Origin of the sequence: Variovorax raffinosi (genome assembly GCF_051216615.1) — a bacterium.
GTDB lineage: Bacteria > Pseudomonadota > Gammaproteobacteria > Burkholderiales > Burkholderiaceae_C > Variovorax.
Window position 1 is genome coordinate 156,783 of sequence record NZ_JBPJZR010000013.1, and the last position, 13,312, is coordinate 170,094.

General features: G+C 66.6%; 9 protein-coding genes. 8 read left to right on the forward strand and 1 reads right to left on the reverse strand.

Annotated elements, in window-relative coordinates:
- The first annotated feature begins 10 nt into the window (after positions 1–10).
- The 7 genes from ACSFB7_RS30635 to ACSFB7_RS30665 all read left to right on the forward strand — a co-directional run bounded on the left by ACSFB7_RS30635 (position 11) and on the right by ACSFB7_RS30665 (position 9,596).
- Entirely contained in the window at positions 11–1,825 is a 1,815-nt protein-coding gene (locus ACSFB7_RS30635) for an ABC transporter ATP-binding protein (RefSeq protein WP_435476098.1), read from the forward strand.
- Entirely contained in the window at positions 1,819–3,588 is a 1,770-nt protein-coding gene (locus ACSFB7_RS30640; protein WP_435476099.1) for an ABC transporter ATP-binding protein, read from the forward strand. The genes ACSFB7_RS30635 and ACSFB7_RS30640 overlap by 7 nt, the downstream gene beginning before the upstream one ends.
- Complete coding sequence (locus ACSFB7_RS30645; protein WP_435476100.1) at positions 3,588–4,529, forward strand: ABC transporter permease; 942 nt, start codon at positions 3,588–3,590, stop codon at positions 4,527–4,529. Before ACSFB7_RS30640 ends, ACSFB7_RS30645 begins: the two co-directional genes overlap by 1 nt.
- Positions 4,529–5,476, forward strand: a complete 948-nt coding sequence (locus ACSFB7_RS30650; protein WP_435476101.1) for an iron chelate uptake ABC transporter family permease subunit — start codon at positions 4,529–4,531, stop codon at positions 5,474–5,476. Before ACSFB7_RS30645 ends, ACSFB7_RS30650 begins: the two co-directional genes overlap by 1 nt.
- On the forward strand, positions 5,473–6,249 hold the full coding sequence (locus ACSFB7_RS30655) for an iron ABC transporter ATP-binding protein (protein ID WP_435476102.1): 777 nt from the start codon (positions 5,473–5,475) through the stop codon (positions 6,247–6,249). The genes ACSFB7_RS30650 and ACSFB7_RS30655 overlap by 4 nt, the downstream gene beginning before the upstream one ends.
- A complete protein-coding gene (locus ACSFB7_RS30660) occupies positions 6,246–7,241 on the forward strand; it encodes a siderophore ABC transporter substrate-binding protein (protein WP_435476103.1) in 996 nt (331 codons plus the stop codon). Before ACSFB7_RS30655 ends, ACSFB7_RS30660 begins: the two co-directional genes overlap by 4 nt.
- A gap of 132 nt (positions 7,242–7,373) precedes the next feature.
- Entirely contained in the window at positions 7,374–9,596 is a 2,223-nt protein-coding gene (locus ACSFB7_RS30665) for a TonB-dependent receptor (protein WP_435476104.1), read from the forward strand.
- A 70-nt stretch (positions 9,597–9,666) separates the two neighbouring features.
- Here ACSFB7_RS30665 and ACSFB7_RS30670 read toward each other — a convergent pair whose 3' ends face one another.
- On the reverse strand, positions 9,667–10,509 hold the full coding sequence (locus ACSFB7_RS30670) for a dienelactone hydrolase family protein (protein WP_435476105.1): 843 nt from the start codon (positions 10,507–10,509) through the stop codon (positions 9,667–9,669).
- A 205-nt stretch (positions 10,510–10,714) separates the two neighbouring features.
- Here ACSFB7_RS30670 and ACSFB7_RS30675 point away from each other — a divergent pair, with 205 nt between their 5' ends.
- A complete protein-coding gene (locus ACSFB7_RS30675; protein ID WP_435476167.1) occupies positions 10,715–13,099 on the forward strand; it encodes a DNA polymerase II in 2,385 nt (794 codons plus the stop codon).
- The last annotated feature ends 213 nt before the right edge of the window (positions 13,100–13,312 follow it).

The following is a 13,312-nucleotide window of genomic DNA, read 5'->3' on the forward strand; positions in this document are numbered from 1 at the left end:
TTCGTTTTTCATGAGCACTCGTGACGCGGCCGCGGCCACTTCCAAGGGGCCTGGCCCGATCGCTTCGGTACTGGGGCCCATCCGCGGGCGACTGATCGTTGCAGCAGGGTTGGCCGGCGTGGGCACCATGCTCACGCTGGTGCCGCTGGCGGGCATCGCGCATGTCGCGAAGATCGTCCTCGGCGCTGGCGACCTGGGCAGCATCGCCAACACGGCTGCAGCGCAGCGCGACATCTGGTGGACCGTCATCGCCAGCGTGGCGAGCGTGTTCATGGGCATGGCGCTGGTGTCCGCGGGCGAACTGGTCTCGCACCTGGCCGACAACCGCATCACCCATCACCTGCGCCTGGCGGCTGCGAAGCGGCTGGCCCGTGTGCCGCTGGGCTGGTTCACCAGCCGGGCGTCGGGCGAGGTCAAGCAGGCGATGCAGGACGACATCGGCACGCTGCACAGCCTGACCGCGCACTTCTACACCACGGCAGGGCGCGCAGCGGGCGCGATCCTAATCTCGGTCCTCTACATGTTCGCGATGGACTGGCGCATGGCCATCGTGTCGGTCCTTTCGTTTCCCGGCTTCTTCCTGTTCTTCGGCAGGGCGATGAAGGCCAGCGAAGCGAACATGAAGGCATTCGTCGACGGCATGGGGCGCATCAACAACGCGGTGGTCGAGTTCGTCAACGGCATTCCGGTGGTCAAGTCCTTCGGGGCTGGCGGCAAGGCGCACGGCGGCTATCGCCAGGCGGTCGATGCGTTCGCTGACGCCTTCGCCGGTTTCACGCGCCCGCTGGTGGGCTCGATGGCCAATGCCAACGCGATGATCGCGCCGGTGGCGGTGCTGGGCGTGGTGCTGGTCTTCGGCACGTTGTTCGTGAGCCTGGGCTGGATCGCGCCGGTGGACGTGCTGCCGTTCGCGCTGGTGGCGCCGGGCCTGTCCGCGCCGCTGCAACTGCTGCACTACATCACCCACGACCTGGGCAACGCGGGCAGTGCCGCCCGGCGTGTGCAGGCGCTGCTGGAGACACCCGTGCTCGAACAACCCGCGCCCGACATGCGGCAGTTTCCCGTGGGCTCGGAGATCCGCGTCGAGCGCATCGGTTATGCGTACGACGCACGGCATCCGGTGCTGTCGGATGTGAGTTTCACGCTCGCGCCCGGCACGGTGACCGCCATCGTCGGCGCCTCCGGTGCCGGCAAATCGACCCTGGCCCGGCTGCTGCTGCGCTTCTTCGACCCGACCGAAGGGCGCATCACGCTCGGCGGCGCGGACCTGCGGCAGATCGCGACCTCGGACCTGTACCGGCACATCGGCTTCGTGCTGCAGGAGGTGCGCCTCATCCACGCCAGCGTGCGCGAGAACATCGCCCTGGGCCGGCCCACAGCCAGCCTGCAAGAGATCGAGGATGCCGCGCGCGCGGCCAACATCCATGAGCGCATCCTGGGCCTGCCGCGCGGCTACGACTCGGTGGTCGGCGAGGACGCCCAGCTCTCCGGTGGCGAGCAGCAACGGGTGAGCATCGCCCGCGCCGTGCTGCTCGATCCGCCCGTGCTCGTGCTCGACGAGCCCACGGCGGCCGCCGATGCCGAGAATGAAGTGGCCATCCAGGACGCGCTCTCGCGCTTCGCGCAGGGCCGCACGCTGCTGGTGATCGCGCACCGGCTCGACACCGTGATGCATGCCGATCACATCCTCGTGGTCGAGAACGGCACGGTCCGGGAGCAGGGCAGGCATGCCGAACTCCTTGCGCGCCAGGGCCGTTACGCGCGGCTGTGGGCGCTCGGCGGCTACGGAGAACGCCTGGAAGAAGCGGTGGTGTCGTCATGCTGAAGACCTTCGTTCAATTGCTGGGCGCCGATGCGCTCGTCTTTCGCCGCTACGCCTGGATGGCCGTGCTCTACGGACTGCTCAGCGGGCTGACCATCACCGCGCTGGTGCCCGTGCTCAGCCACCTCCTGGCGGGGGACGCGCGCGCCGCGGCGTTGTGGCTCGTCGCGCTGCTGGCCGGCATGGCGGCCTGCTGGGCCTGGCGGCGCAAGGTGGAGCGGGCCGGCGTGCGCGTGGGCGTTGCCGTGCTGCAGGGCGGGCGCCATCGCATCGGCGACCACGTGGCACGCCTGCCGGTCGGCTGGTTCACGCCGGACAACACCGCCCGGCTGGGCCACGTCATCACGCAGGGCATGATGGCCACGGCCCAGCTTCCCGCGCACGTGTTCACGCCGGTGATCAGCGGCGCTGTAACGCCGCTGGTGATCGTGGTGGCGCTGTTCGTGCTGCACTGGCCGCTGGGCCTGATCGCACTGGCCGCGCTGCCCGTGCTGGCCGGCTCGTTCCTGGTCACGTCGCGCCTGGGCCGGCGCGCCGACCGGGCCTTTCACCGCCACTTCGCCGATGCCAGCCAGCGCATGGTCGAATTCGCGCAGGTCCAGTCGGTGCTGCGTGCGTTCAACGGCGAGGGCAGCGCCGCGCGCTGGCTCGAAGAAGCGATCGACCGGCAACGTGCGTCCGCTGCGCGGGCGATCTGCCAGTCATCGCTGTCGACCGTGCTCAACGCCTGGGTCGTGCAGGCCGCTTTCGCCGCCTTGCTGATCGCCGCCGCGCTGTGGTTCGATGCGCGCCTGGGCGGCACGCTGCAGGCAGGCTCGGTCGTGGCCGTCATCGTTTCGCTGCTGCTGGTCAACCGCTACATCGATCCGCTGCTGGAAGTGGCTGGCTATGGCGAGGTCCTGCGGGGTACGCGTGAAGCCCTCGATGCGGTGCGCCAGATCCTTGCGGCCGAGCCCTTGCCGCAGCCCGACCGGCCGCAGGTGCCGCGCGATGCGTCGGTCGAACTGCGTGACGTGCGCTTTGGCTATGCGCCCGATGATCGCGAGGTGCTGCGCGGCGTGAGCCTGCGCATCGAACCGGGCCGCATGACCGCGCTGATCGGCGCCTCGGGCTCGGGCAAGACGACGCTGGTGCGGCTGATCGCGCGCTTCTTCGACGTGAGCCACGGCAGTGTGCTCGTGGGCGGCGTGGACGTGCGCCAGATGTCCGGCGAGCAACTGGCCGGCCAGATCAGCCAGATCTTCCAGGACACCTACCTGTTCCAGGGCAGCATCGCCGACAACATCCGCGTCGGCAAGCCCGGCGCCAGCGATGCCGAGGTGCGCGAGGCCGCGCGACAGGCCGGCGTGAGCGAGATCGTCGAGCGGCTGCCACAGGGCATCGACACGCCGGTCGGCGAAGGCGGCGCACGCCTGTCGGGCGGCGAGCGCCAGCGCGTCGCGATCGCGCGGGCGCTGATCAAGGACGCACCGATCCTGCTGGTCGACGAGGCCACGGCCGCGCTGGACGCGGAGAACCAGGCCGCCATTGCCGACGCGCTGGCGCGCCTGCGCGGCAAGTGCACGCTGATCGTCATCGCGCACCAGCTCTCGACGGTGGCCATGGCCGACCAGATCGTGGTGCTCGACGACGGCAAGGTCTGCGAGCAGGGCACGCCCGCGCAACTGCGCGCCAGCCAGGGGCGCTATGCGCATTTCCTGGCCCAGCGCGAGGCCGCGAAAGGCTGGCGCATTGCGCCGGCGGCACCCGGCGGAGTGCGTTCCTGATGCGTGCACGCCTGGCCTGCCTGTTCATCGTCTTGTGCGGAGCCTCGTTGCTGGTGGGCGCGCGGCAGATGGCGTGGTCGCAGGCGCTCACGCCGTCGGGCGATGCCTGGCTGACGCTGACCGCGAGCCGACTGCCCCGGCTGGTGGCGCTGGTGCTGACCGGTGTGGGCCTGTCCGTCTGCGGCGTGATTCTTCAGCACATCGTGCGCAACAAGTTCGTGGAGCCGGCCACCTCGGGCGGGCTGGATGCTGCAAAGCTCGGCATCCTGGTGTCGCTGACGCTGGTGCCCACCGCCGGCGCGATGGGCCGGATGCTGTTCGCACTGGTCTTCTGCTTCGCCGCGAGCCTGGTCTTCGTCGCGGTCATCCGCCGCATCCGGTTCAAGAACACGGTGCTGGTGCCAGTCATCGGCCTCATGTATGGCGGCGTGCTGAGTGCCGTGGCCGAGTTCTACGCGTACCAGAACAACCTGCTGCAAAGCATGCAGGGCTGGCTGCTGGGCGACTTCTCCAGGGTGGTGCAGGGCAACTACGAAATCGTCTACCTGATCCTGCCGATCATCGCGCTCACCTACCTGTATGCGCATCGCTTCACCGTGCTCGGCATGGGGGAGGGCATAGCCACGGGCCTGGGGTTGAACTACCCGGCCACGGTCGCATTGGGCTTGATGCTCGTGGCCGTCACCGTGTCCGCCACGGTCATCACCGTCGGCTCGATCCCCTTCGTCGGGCTGGTCATTCCCAATCTGGTCGCGCTGCGCTACGGCGACAACCTGAGCCGCACGCTGCCCGTCGTGGCGCTGGGCGGTGCGTCGTTGCTGCTGGCCTGCGACATCCTCGGGCGCCTGCTCATCCATCCGTTCGAGGTGCCCGTCGGCCTGATGGCGGGCGGTGTGGGTGGCGTGCTGTTCCTCGCACTGATCGCCTGGAGGAGGCGGTGATGCGCGCGGCAACCCGGCACGCGGTCTGGGGCGTGGTCGTGGCGCTGGCGACGGCCTTCGTGTTCATTCGCTCCGGCTTCGACTTCGACTACGTCATCCCCAAGCGGCTCGCCCGGCTGGCCACCATGGTCATCGGCGGCATCTGCATCGCCTGGTCGTCGATCTCGTTCCAGACCCTCACGGGCAACCGCGTGCTGACGCCGTCGATCATGGGCTACGAGGCGGTCTATCTGCTGCTGCAGGCGGTGCTGATCCTGGCCATGGGCACGCAGAGCCTGGTGGTGCTCGGCGCGAACGGCAACTTCTTCCTGTCCGTGGTGCTGATGCTCGCCTACTCGTGGGCCCTGCATCGCTGGCTGTTTCGCGACGGCAGGAACAACGTGTACTTCCTGCTCCTGCTGGGACTCGTGCTGACGATGGTCATCGGCACGTTCACCCAGTTCGTCCAGCTGCGGATCAGCCCCGGCGAATTCTCCGTGCTGCTGGGTTTCAGCCAGGCCTCTTTCAACAGGGCGCAACCGCAGCAGCTGCTTTATGCGGGGCTGCTCGTCGCGGCGGTGTGCGTGGCGGCCATCAGGACCTTGCCCACGCTCGACGTGCTCTCGCTGGGCCGCGAGCAGGCGATGTCGCTCGGGGTCGACTTTCAACGGACGGTGCGATTGCATCTCGCACTGATCGCCGCACTGGTGGCGGTGTCGACCAGCCTGCTCGGGCCGACGGCCTTCATGGGCATCTTCGTGGCCAACATCACTTACGCGGTGGCCCGCACCTTCAGGCACCGGGTCACGCTGCCCCTGGGCTGCGCCATTGCCATCGGCCTGTTCATCCTCGCCCAGTTGCTGGTCGAGCACGTTTTCAACTACCGGACGACCGTGGGAATTCTTGTCAACCTGGTGTGTGGCACCTACTTTCTTGCGCTCATGGTTCGCACGCGAGGCAACGCATGATCACGGTCAACGACCTGCACAAGGCCTATGGCACCCGGAGCGTGCTGTCCGGCGTGAGCGCGCGGTTCCCGGCGCAGCAACTGAGCTCGCTCATCGGGCCCAACGGCGCGGGCAAGACGACGCTGCTGATGATGATCGCGCGGCTGCTCGCGCCGACGCGCGGAGAGATCCTGCTCGAGGGCCGCAGCGTGGCCGGCATGCGTGCCACCGACTATGCGCGGCGCGTGGCCACCTTGCGCCAGTCGCCCGACTTCAACCTGCGCCTGACGGTCGACGAGCTGGTGGCCTTCGGACGCTTTCCCCACAGCCGCGGCGCGCTGACGCACGAGGACCACGGGGCGATCGACGAGGCGATCTCGTTCCTGTCGCTGGAGCCGCTGCGCGGGGCCTACCTCGACGAACTCAGCGGAGGGCAGCGCCAGATGGCCTTCCTGGCCATGACCATCGCCCAGCAGACGGACTGCCTGCTGCTCGACGAGCCGCTGAACAACCTCGACATCAAGCATGCCGTGCAGATCATGCGCGCGCTTCGCCGGCTGTGCGATGAACACGGGCGCACCGTGATCCTGGTGGTTCACGACATCAACTTTGCCGCCAACTATTCCGACCACATCGTCGCGATGAAGGGTGGGGCGGTGCATTGCGCCGGCACCGTGGCGCAGGTCGTGACCGAGGCCCGGCTGCAGGCGCTGTACGGACTGGACTTCGAGGTCACGCACAGCGAACGCGGGTGCCTGTGCAACTACTTCAACCCGTCAGGAGAACTGAAATGAACTGGAATCACGCAAGCACACGGTGGAGGTTCGGCCTGCTGATGGTCGCGGCTGTCGCGCTGCTGGGGTGCGACCGGAAGTTGGCCGCATCGCCACAGGCCGCCCCGCGGGAGGTCGCATCCAAGGAGGCTTTTGTGCCCGTCACGGTGCAGCACAAGCTGGGAACGACCGTGGTCCGGCAACTGCCGCAACGCACGGTCGCGCTGGACATGAACGAGGTCGACTTTCTCGACGAACTGGGCGTTCCTGTCGCGGGCATGCCGAAGGATTTTGTTCCGCGCTTCCTCGCCAAGTACAAGGACGCGCCAGGCGTCCAGGACATGGGCTCGATCGTGCAGCCCAACCTGGAGCAGGTGCATGCGGCCAAGCCGGACCTGATCCTGATCACCTCGCTGCAGGCGAACCACTACAAGGAGCTGAGCGAGATCGCGCCGACGATCCATTTCGACGTGGACTACCGTGACAGCCAGGTCCAGCACATCGAGGTCATCAAGGCGCACCTGCTGACCCTGGGGCGCATCTTCCACAAGGAAGACCTCGCCCGCAGCAAAGCCGCCGAGCTGGACGCCAAGGTCGAGGAGGCCCGGCGCGTGACCAGGGACCGTCCCGAGAAAGCGCTGGTCGTGCTGCACAACAACGGCGCCTTCAGCTCCCTCGGCGTGCAGTCGCGCTACGGCTTCGTCTTCAATGCCCTGGGCGTGAAGCCGGCCAGCCCGACCGTCGAGGCCGGCCTGCATGGCCAGCCGATCTCCAGCGAGTTCATCCAGCAGACCAACCCCGACATCCTCTACGTGGTGGACCGCACGGCCGTGATGCAACGCCGTCCGGTCATGGATGCCGAGAGCATGGGCAACCCGCTGCTGCGCCAGACCAATGCCTGGAAGAACGGCCGCGTGGTCTTCGTCGACGCCGAGGCCTGGTACGTCACCGCCGCCAGCGTGAACTCTCTGAAGCTCGTGATCGACGACGTCATCAAGGGCTACCGGAACTGATGCATTCCGGGGCGCGCCCCCCGGTTCCCCATTTCAAAGCGACATGCCCCTCTGTTCGGCAGAGCGGAGCTTGCCTGCGCGCTCGCCAGACCCGGCACGCGCCCACCTCATCCCAACTGAAAGCAGTCTGACATGACCCAACGTCACTCCAACCTTCGCATCCCGCGCCCTGCACGGCAGGCAACGCACCCACACCCCACCTTTGCCCTGAACCGTACGGCAGCCGCCGTGCACACGATGCTGCTGCTGGGCCTGACCCTGCTGGCCGCTTCGCCGGCACATGCACAGAGCGCCGCGCCAGAAGACGTCGCGACGCTGCCGGGCGTGACGGTGCGGGAACAGGCGGGTTCCGCAACCCAGCCGTACGCGGGCGGCCAGGTGTCGTCCGGCGGGCGCATGGGGCTGCTGGGCAACAAGGACTTCATGGAAACGCCGTTCAGCACCATCAGCTACACGGACAAGTTCGTCGAAGACCGGCAGGCCAAGGACATCACCGACGTGATCACCGCCACCGACCCCACCGTGTTCAGCAACGGCATCACCGGTTCATGGAGCGAGAACTACGCCATTCGCGGCTTCTCCTCCAACAGCAGCGACATCAGCATCAACGGCCTGTTCGGCATGGCGCCGTACTACCGCACCACGCCCGAGATGTTCGAGCGCATCGAGGTGCTGAAAGGCCCGTCGGCCCTGCTCAACGGCATGCCTCCGGGCGGCTCGGTGGGCGGCACCGTCAACCTGGTGCCCAAGCGCGCGGGCGATGAGCCGCTGACGCGCCTGACGGGAACCTACATGTCCGGTTCGCAGTTCGGCGGGCATGTGGACCTGGGGCGGCGCTTCGGCGAGAACAAGCAGTTCGGCATCCGCGTCAACAGCGTCTACCGGGACGGCGAAGGGCCGGTCGACCAGCAGAAGAAGAAATCCCAGCTGTTGTCCGTCGGCCTGGACTGGCGCGGCGAGCGCGCGCGCGTTTCCGCCGACCTCTACAGCAGCGACGACCGCGTGAACGGCGTGGCTCGCGGCATCAACCTGGCGCCCGGCGTCGCGGTGCCCCGGCCGCCCAAGCCCACGACGCTGCTGAACCCGGACTGGTCCTTCGTGCACAACGAGGACAAGGGCGCGATGGTTCGCGGCGAATTCGACCTGAACGACCAGCTGACGGCGTACGCAGCCTTCGGCACCAGCAAGACCCGCTACATGTACAACGGCGCCATGTCGGCCCTGGTGCTCGATGCGGCGGGCAACTTCCGCACCTCCATGGGCCAGTTGTCCTTCGACATCGAGAAGACATCGGGGGAGGTGGGCGTGAAAGGGCGCTTCCAGACCGGCAGCGTCAAGCACCAATGGGCCCTGAACGCCACGCGCTACTCGGACACCGAGCGTGACTACGGCCGCAGGTCGGTGCCGGGCGCGGACTGGACCAGCAACATCTACCGCCCGGTCTGGGGCCCGGCCGCCGGCATCAGTTGGCCGCCGACCCTTCACGCGGAAACCCGCCTGACCAGCTACGGCCTGGCGGACACCCTGTCTTTTGCACAGGACAAGGTGCAGCTGACCTTGGGCGTGCGTCGCCAGGAAGTGGTCAGCGACACCTTCAGCCTGACGAGCGGTGCGCGCAGTGCCCGCTATGGCGCCAGTGCCACGACGCCCGCGGCCGCGCTGCTGATCAAGGCCACGGACCATGTCTCCGTGTATGCCAACTACATCGAAGGGCTGAGCAAGGGCGCCACCGCGCCCGCCACGGCCGCCAATGCGGGAGAGCTGTTCCCGCCCTACAAGACCAAGCAGAAGGAAGTCGGCCTGAAGTTCGATCTCGGCGAATTCGCCCACACGGTCAGCGTGTATGAGATCGTGCGGCCCAACAGCTACACCGATATTTCAACCAACGTCTTTTCGTTCGGCGGCGAGCAGCGCAACCGGGGTGTCGAATGGGGTTTCTTCGGCTCGCCGCTGCGCGGCGTGCGCCTGATGGGCGGCATCGCCTATGTGCAACCCAAGCTCACCAAGACCACCCGGGGCATCAACCAGGGCAAGCTGGCCACCGGATTGCCCAAGTTGCAAGGCAAGCTCGGCGTGGAGTGGGACACACCCGCCGTGCCGGGCCTGACGCTGACCGCCAACGTGACCGCGGCATCCAGGCAGTACATCAGCGCCGACAACGCGCTGTCGGTACCGGGCCGCACGGTGTATGACCTGGGCGCACGCTATGCCACCAAGGTCGCCAACCATCCGCTGGTCTTGCGGGCGAGCGTGACCAATGTGACCAACAAGGCGTATTGGGGCATGCCGCTGCTGTCCAGCCTGGGGCTGGGGGCGCCGCGCACCTTCCAGCTCTCGGCTTCGGTGGATTTCTGAACGGCGCATGCGCATGCGCCTCTGGCGCTGCGCGTGCCCAAACCCCGATGGCGCGCTGTGCTGCGATCGATCAGGCCAGTGCCGTGCTGAATGTCGCCAGCAGGCGCGCCCAGGCGCGCTCGGCCTGGGTGGCATCGTAGACCTGGGTGTCGGGCGGGCACCAGCCGTGGGCGGCTGGGTACACCTCGACCTCGGCCGACAGCTTCGCGCTGTCGAATGCGGTGCGCAGCGTGACCTTGGCTTCGGGATCCTTGGTGTCGTCGTTCTCGGCCACTGCGATCAGGTAGCGCGCCTGCGTCTGGGCCACCAGGCGATGGGGGCTGTCGGGCGCTGCGGTCACCATGGCGGCGCCGTGGAAGGTTCCGACCGCGCCCACGCGGCCAGGAGCCACGGTGGCAGTGCGCACCGCGATCGGGCCGCCCATGCAATAGCCGGTGGTACCCAGCTTGCGCGCCTTGTCCACCTCTTTTTGGGCATCGAGCCAGGTCACGAAGGCTTTTCCGTCGCTCAGATGCATCGCCGGCGTCAGGGCCTGCATCAGCGGCATCACCTCGGCGATAGGCGTCCGGCCGCCCTGTGCTGCGGTGGGCGCCTTCTTCTGCCTGTAGAAGGGATTCACCACCAGCACGCTGTAGCCTGACTCGGCCAGCCGCCGACCCATTTGCCTGAAGGCCGAGCGAAGGCCGAATATGTCGGGCCACACCAGCACACCGGGTGCCGGCCCCGATGTAGGTGCGACAAAGTACGCGTCGCAACTGCCATCTGCGGTGGCGATGCTCACCTCGCGTTCGGCAACGGCCGCGGCGTTGGCCACGGTGGGCAACGCGGTCAGCAGGCCGGCGGATGCGGCCCACGTACCGAAATCGCGGCGGGTGTATTTCTTGAGCTCTTCCTGGTCGTTCAGATCACACACGGTTGTTTACCTCATGGGTTGGGATGACATCACACGCCAGCTTGTGCCACGAATCGCAACGGCCAGCAAGCAGGTGCTCGATTCCTGGAGGCCAACTCCCTGCGGCGGAGCGCATGAGCGGCTGAGCATCGAGCATGAGCAGGCGAAAATCGCCGATGCCCATGCCAAAGTCCGCCCGCCGCTCGATCCGACTCTCCAAGCTCTCGTGACATCCACTGAATTCAAGGGCTTCATCCTCACGCGCCACTGGCGGGATGCTCCCGCCGGCACGGAGATCGAGTATTGGCTGGCAACCGACGCAGGGCCAAGAAAAGTGGTCCTGACCTCCCGCAGCAGCGTCGCGTTCGCAGCCACCCGGCACAGGGCGGCGGTGGAAGCTCATCTCGCGACCATGCCGGGCGTGCAGTTGCGTGAGCTGGAACTCAAGACCTTCCATCAGGAAGCTGTCTTCGGTGTCTATGCGAAGCACTTTCGCCAGCTCGGCCGGTTGGCACGCGCCTTCCAGGCGCAGGGCATTCCTCTGCTCGAAGCCGACGTGCGCCCACACGACCGCTACCTGATGGAACGCTTCATCACCGCCGGCGTCCTGGTGGAAGGAGGGCAGGCAGAGCGCTCCACCATCGTCGACTGCAGGCTCAAGCCCGCGCCCGAGTTCCGGCCGACGCTGAAGGTCGTGTCGCTGGACATCGAGACGAGCCAGAACGAAGCGCTTTATTCCATTGCGTTGGACGGCATGCAGGAGCGTGTCGTCTTCATGCTGGGCGACGCGCCACCGGAGCCGCCATCCGGGTCGGATGAGCCCATGGCCTTCTCGCTGATCTATTGCCCAACCCGCAAGGCCATCATCGAGAGGCTCAACGACTGGTTCGAGCGGAACGACCCGGACGTCATCATCGGCTGGAACGTCATCCAGTTCGACCTGCGCGTGCTTCAGAAGACAGCCAACGACTGTGGCGTGCCGCTCCTCCTGGGGCGGGAGCGTCGCCCCATCGCATGGCGAACCCATCCGGGCAAGCAGGGCTATCTGTTCGCGCCCACGCCGGGCCGGGTCATCATCGATGGCATCGATGCACTCAAGGCCGCGGTGTGGAGCTTTCCGTCCTTCAGCCTAGAGACCGTCTCGCAAGCGATGCTGGGCGAGGGCAAGGCCATCGGCGACGAGTACGACAAGATGGCGGAGATCGAGCGGCGCTACCAGGAAGACAAGCCTGCGCTTGCGCTCTACAACATCCGCGACTGCGAGCTGGTCCTGCGCATCTTCGACAAGGCGAAGCTGCTGCAGTTCGCGATGGAGCGGGCCCAGACCACAGGCCTGCAGATCGACCACTTCGGCGGCTCCATTGCCGCGTTCAGCCACCATTACCTGCCGCGAATGCATCGCCTGGGCTACGTGGCGCCGAATGTGGGAGAGATTCCGAGCAAGGCCTATCCCGGCGGTTACGTGATGGACTCGAAGCCGGGGTTCTATGACTCTGTCGTGGTGCTGGATTACAAGAGCCTCTACCCCTCGATCATCCGGACCTTCCTTGTCGATCCGGTGGGCCTCATTGAAGGCTCGAACGCCAGCGACCCGTCGGTGCTCGTCAAGGGACCACAGGGGACTGTCTTCTCGCGCGACAAGCACTGCCTGCCAGAGATCGTGACCACGCTTTGGCGCGCACGGGACGAAGCCAAGCGGGTGAAGAACGAGCCGCTGTCCCAGGCCCTGAAGCTGCTCATGAACTCTTTTGCCGGCGTGCTGGGTGCGTCCGAGTGCCGGTTCTTCAATCCCAAGCTGGTGTCCGCCGTCACCCTTCGTGGGCACGAAATGATGAGGCTCACGCGCGAATTCGTGGAGAAGCGGGGTTACGAGGCCATCTACGGCGACACCGATTCCATCTTCATCTGGCTCAGGCGCACCCACACCAACGAGGAGGCGCATGCCGTCGCGGCAAGCCTGGCCGCCGATATCAATGACTGGTGGACGCGCACGCTGCGCGAGGAGCAGGGCCTGCAGAGCTTTCTGGAAATCGAGGTCGACACCCACTACAGAAAGTTCTTCATGCCCACCATTCGTGGCTCGGAGGTCGGCAGCAAGAAGCGCTACGCGGGCCTGAGTGCGGATGCCACGGGCAAGGAGGAGATGGTGTATCGCGGCCTCGAGATGGCGCGCAGCGACTGGACCCCGTTGGCACGCCAGTTCCAGGAGGGGCTGCTTTCACGCATCTTTCAGGGCGAGCCCTACAAGGAGTTCGTGACCGACTACGCGAGATCGACGCTGGCTGGCACCAAGGATGACCTGCTCATCTACCGAAAGCGCCTGCGCCATCAGCTCGATGCCTACCTGGTCAACGTGCCGCCGCAGGTCCGCGCTGCTCGCATCGCCGACGAACACAACGGCCGGATCGGTCGACCCAAGCAGTATCAGAAAGGCGGCTGGATTCAATACGTCATGACCCAGAACGGGCCAGAGCCGCTGGAAACCCGCCATTCGCGCATTGACTACGAACACTATCTGACCAAGCAGCTTCAACCGCTTGCCGATGCCATTCTTCAGCCTATTGGAGAAAGCTTCATGGCTTTGACGACGTCGCAGCGCGGGCTCTTCTAGCTGATCTGTCTCTCGCCCGCGCAGACGGCAACTTGGCATGGCCAAGCGAAGATAGGCCAAGCCAAGTCCATTCTCTCGCTCTACCTCATGGACACCGGTCGTCTCGTATAAAACGGCGTCGTGCGGCCAAAACTGGACTCTCGTCCGTGTCGGCCAGTTTTCCCGCCGCGGCGCGCTGACGGCGTTCTCCGACGAAGACTGCAGCTTGGCTGG

Excerpts from the sequence above, each read along its gene's own strand:
- ACSFB7_RS30645 (WP_435476100.1), top strand. The coding sequence starts at position 3,588 with ATGCGTGCACGCCTGGCCTGCCTGTTCATCGTCTTGTGCGGAGCCTCG.
- ACSFB7_RS30655 (WP_435476102.1), top strand. The coding sequence starts at position 5,473 with ATGATCACGGTCAACGACCTGCACAAGGCCTATGGCACCCGGAGCGTG.
- ACSFB7_RS30665 (WP_435476104.1), top strand. The coding sequence starts at position 7,374 with ATGACCCAACGTCACTCCAACCTTCGCATCCCGCGCCCTGCACGGCAG.
- ACSFB7_RS30650 (WP_435476101.1), top strand. The coding sequence starts at position 4,529 with ATGCGCGCGGCAACCCGGCACGCGGTCTGGGGCGTGGTCGTGGCGCTG.
- ACSFB7_RS30640 (WP_435476099.1), top strand. The coding sequence starts at position 1,819 with ATGCTGAAGACCTTCGTTCAATTGCTGGGCGCCGATGCGCTCGTCTTT.
- ACSFB7_RS30660 (WP_435476103.1), top strand. The coding sequence starts at position 6,246 with ATGAACTGGAATCACGCAAGCACACGGTGGAGGTTCGGCCTGCTGATG.
- ACSFB7_RS30635 (WP_435476098.1), top strand. The coding sequence starts at position 11 with ATGAGCACTCGTGACGCGGCCGCGGCCACTTCCAAGGGGCCTGGCCCG.